The following is a 4,192-nucleotide window of genomic DNA, read 5'->3' as shown; positions in this document are numbered from 1 at the left end:
CGGAAGAGCAGCAGCTGCCGGTGATCTTTTTTACCGAGGGCGGAGGTGGTCGTCCCGGCGATACCGACAATGCCACCAAGGTGGCTGCCCTGGATGTGCCCAGTTTCCTGCAGTACGCCCGTCTGACTGCGCTGGCACCACGCATCGCGGTGGTTTCTGGTCGCTGTTTTGCCGGCAACGCGGTGTTCGCCGGCTCCAGCGACCTGATCATTGCCACCCGTACCGCCAGCCTGGGTATGGCGGGACCGGCAATGATTGAAGGCGGTGGACTGGGGGTGTTCGCATCGGAGGACGTCGGTCCCATGTCGGTGCAGACTGCCAACGGCGTGGTGGACTGTCTGGTTGAGGATGAGCGCGAAGGCGCCGCTCTGGCCCGCCAGCTGCTGGCCTATTTTCAGGGACCGGTGAAGGACTGGACCTGCACCGACCAGCGCCTGCTCCGATCCGCCATTCCCGAAAACCGGCTACGCTCCTATGATATCCGCGCCCTGATCAACACCCTGTTTGACAGCGACAGTGTACTGGAGCTGCGTCCCACCTTTACCCCGGGCATGATCACCGCGTTTGCCCGCATGGAAGGCCGGCCGGTGGGCGTGATCGCCAACGATCCCCGTCATCTTGGCGGAGCGATCTGCGCCAATGGCGCCGACAAGGCAGCCCGCTTCATGCAGTTGTGTGATGCCTTTGATGTGCCGCTGGTCAGCCTGTGTGACACACCCGGCTTTATGGTTGGGCCAGAGGCCGAAAAAACCGGCCTGGTACGCCATACCAGCCGCATGTTCGTGACCGCCGCCAGCCTGCAGATTCCGGTGATGACCATCGTGCTGCGCAAGGGCTACGGGCTGGGCGCCATGGGCATGACCGCCGGGTCATTCCATGCCCCCTTCTTCAACATTTCCTGGCCCACCGGGGAGTTCGGCGGCATGGGTCTGGAAGGCGCTGTGCGTCTTGGCTACCGCAATGAGATTGCCGAAGGAGGCGATGAAGCCGCCCAGAAGGCCATGTTCGAGAAGCTGGTGGCCCAGCAGTATGAGAAAGGCAAGGCACTGAGTATGGCGGTCTCGCTGGAAATCGATGCAGTTATCGATCCGGCAGAAACCCGGCCGTGGATAGTTCGTGGCCTCAAGTCCGTCAAAAAGCCCGGCCCACGGCACGGCAGACGCCGCCCCATGATCGATACCTGGTAAGGTATTTTCAGAAACCACTACAACGGAGCGCTACCCACATGGCCATACACCTTCGTCAGATCTGCCTGGTTGCCAGCGAACTTGAGCCGGTGGTCAGGGACCTTGAGGCGTTACTGTCCATCAACGTTTGCCACGTTGATCCGGAAGTGGCTCATTTCGGTCTGGAAAACGCCCTGCTGCCGGTTGGCAGCAAGTTCATCGAGGTGGTGGCGCCGATTCAAACCGGGACGGCTGCCGGCCGTTTCCTGGAACGCCGGGGCGGCGACGGTGGTTACATGGTGATCTGCCAGGTGCCGGATCTTGAAGAGCAGGCCAGTGTCCGTGCCAGAGCCGCTGCCAACAAGGTGCGGGTAGCCTACGAGGCTGACCGTGGCAGCTGGAACATCATGCAACTGCACCCCCGGGATATGGGGGCTGCATTTCTGGAAGTGGACTGGGACCAGCAAGCAGACATGACCGGCAACTGGCAACCCGCCGGCGGAAGTGGCTGGAAAGACAAGGTTTCCACGGAAGTGGTTTCGGACATTCTGGCGGTCGAGTTGCAGAGCGAGAATCCGGAAGCCCTTGCGGCCCGCTGGGCGGCGGTCACCGGCGAACCTGTGGTGGACGATGGCGGTCAGATCCTGGTCCGACTCGCCAACGCGGAGCTCAGATTTGTGGCCGCCGCCACCGGCACAGGTGAGTCTCTTTCTGCACTGGATCTGCTGGTGGAAGACAGCACCCGGCTATCAGAGCAGGCCCGGTCCAGGGGGCTACCAATGGAAGGAAACCAGATTCTGATCGGCGGCGTCCGACTGAATCTAGTCAACCGGGCTACGACTTAGCAATTTCCGGGGGCAAACACTAAACTTCTCCGCAGATTGTCCGGTTCCTGAGATAAGTCATGGACTGCGACATTCCGTCCTATAGGTTCTGAGCGCCGTCACAGGTAGTCTGATATCGATTAGCCGGTAACAACAAAACACAACACTGAGTTCATCAGCGGCCAGATCATGTCCTAATCAGGAAACGCCTGGCGTTTCAGTTGTCGTTGTTTCAATGCCGGAGGTTCCTATGGAACTCGATCCCCTCCTCTTGTCACGCATTCAGTTCGCGTTTGTGGTGTCTTTCCACGCCATCTTCCCGGTATTTACCATAGGACTTGCGTCCTACATCGCCCTGCTGGAATCTCTGGCATTCAAGACCGGCAACCCGGTCTGGGAACGTCTGTCGGGGTTCTGGACGAAGGTGTTTGCGGTGGTCTTCGGCATGGGGGTGGTGTCCGGCATTGTGATGTCGTTCCAGTTCGGTACCAACTGGAGTAACTTTTCCCAGGCCAGTGCCAACTTCCTGGGCCCGGTACTGAGCTACGAGGTGGTCACCGCCTTCTTCCTGGAAGCGGCGTTTCTCGGGGTACTGCTGTTTGGCCGGGACAAGGTCCCCAAAGGGGTTCACCTGTTTGCGGCCATCATGGTGGCGGTCGGCACCTTCATTTCCTCGTTCTGGATTCTTTCAGCCAACAGCTGGATGCACACCCCGGCTGGTGTGGAATGGCGTGAAGGTATGCTGTATGTCACCTCATGGAGCGAGGCCCTGTTCAACCCTTCCTTCGGCTGGCGCTTCCTGCACATGGCCATGGCGTCCTTCCTGACCGGCGGTTTTGTGGTGGCCGGTGTCAGCGCCTGGTATCTGCTGCGGGGCCGCGAAGTGGAGGCCAATCGCAAGGCCCTGTCCATGTGCCTCTGGTTGCTGCTGATTATCGCGCCGTCGCAGGCGGTTATCGGTGACTTCCACGGCCTCAACACCCTGGAGCACCAGCCCATGAAGGTCGCCGCCATGGAGGGTAACTGGGAAACATCGACCAACGTGCCCCTGCTGTTGTTCGCCATTCCTGATCAGGCCAACCAGACCAACCACTTCGAGATCGCTGTGCCGGGCCTGGCCAGCTTCATCCTCACCCATGACTGGAACGGTGAAGTGCCGGGCCTTAATGAAGTGGCGACCGAAGAGCAACCCCCGGTGGCGATCGTGTTCTGGAGCTTCCGGGTGATGGTGGGTCTTGGCCTGTTGATGATTGCAGTGGCGGTCACCGGACTGGTGCTGCGCAAGGGCAAGCGCTACTACCGCACACCCTGGTTCCTGCAGGTGATGCGAGTCATGTCCATCACACCATTCATCGCCGTTCTGGCTGGCTGGTTTGTTACCGAGATCGGCCGTACACCCTGGCTGGTCTACGGCATGATGACTCAGGCCGAGGGCCTGACCCCCTCACTTACCGGCGGCATGGCCTTGTTCACGCTGATCGGTTACGTGCTGGTCTATGCCCTGGTGTTTTCTGCGGGTGTCTATTATCTGATGCGGGTTCTTCATGATGGCCTGGAGGCGGATGATGAAGTGAATCCGGACCATGACCGTCCCAAGCGGCCGTTGTCAGCAGCCCACGTTTCCTTTGAGTACAACCCCCATGAAACCCGCAAGGGAGGAGTCTGATCATGGAAATGTTTGACCTGACACTGATCTGGGCATTCATTATCGGCTTCGGCGTCATCATGTATGTGCTGATGGACGGCTTTGATCTGGGCGTGGGCATTCTCTTCCCGTTTGCTCCCAGTGAGGAAACCCGGGATGTAATGATGAACTCCGTGGCTCCGGTTTGGGACGGCAACGAAACCTGGCTGGTGCTCGGCGGTGCCGGGCTGCTGGCGGCCTTCCCCCTGGTCTACTCCACGGTGTTACCAGCTCTGTACCTGGGTGTATTCCTGATGCTGGCCGGCCTGATTTTCCGCGGCGTAGCCTTCGAATTCCGCTTCAAGGCCCGCTCATCCCGCTATTTGTGGAACTGGGCCTTTGCCGGTGGCTCGACCCTGGCCGCCTTTGCCCAGGGCGCTGTGGTGGGTGCCTACATCCAGGGGTTTGAAACTACCAACCGGGTATTCACCGGGGGGCCCCTGGACTGGCTGACGCCCTTTACCGTACTGACCGGTTTCGGTCTGCTGGCCGGCTATGCCCTGCTCGGCGCCACCTGG

4 protein-coding genes are annotated in these 4,192 nt (G+C 60.1%); all 4 read left to right on the top strand.

The features are described 5' to 3' along the window. Window positions 1–1,187 (top strand): carboxyl transferase domain-containing protein (locus AAC035_RS19175; RefSeq protein WP_339806715.1); only part of this gene is annotated, 1,187 nt, incomplete at its 5' end. A gap of 38 nt (window positions 1,188–1,225) precedes the next feature. Beyond that, window positions 1,226–2,011 (top strand): VOC family protein, encoded by a 786-nt coding sequence (locus tag AAC035_RS19170; protein WP_339806714.1) that lies wholly within the window; start codon window positions 1,226–1,228, stop codon window positions 2,009–2,011. 229 nt (window positions 2,012–2,240) lie between these two features. Further along, window positions 2,241–3,656: a cytochrome ubiquinol oxidase subunit I gene (locus tag AAC035_RS19165; RefSeq protein WP_339806713.1), complete on the top strand. Its 1,416-nt coding sequence runs from the start codon at window positions 2,241–2,243 to the stop codon at window positions 3,654–3,656. Window positions 3,657–3,658: 2 nt separating this feature from the next. Next, the coding region (locus AAC035_RS19160; protein WP_339806712.1) for a cytochrome d ubiquinol oxidase subunit II at window positions 3,659–4,192 on the top strand (534 nt) is incomplete at its 3' end.

The organism is uncultured Marinobacter sp. (assembly GCF_963974375.1).
GTDB lineage: Bacteria > Pseudomonadota > Gammaproteobacteria > Pseudomonadales > Oleiphilaceae > Marinobacter.
Note: the sequence above shows the minus strand (reverse complement) of the source record. Positions and strands in the feature narration are given on the sequence as shown.

Excerpts from the sequence above, each read along its gene's own strand:
- AAC035_RS19170 (WP_339806714.1), top strand. The coding sequence starts at position 1,226 with ATGGCCATACACCTTCGTCAGATCTGCCTGGTTGCCAGCGAACTTGAG.
- AAC035_RS19165 (WP_339806713.1), top strand. The coding sequence starts at position 2,241 with ATGGAACTCGATCCCCTCCTCTTGTCACGCATTCAGTTCGCGTTTGTG.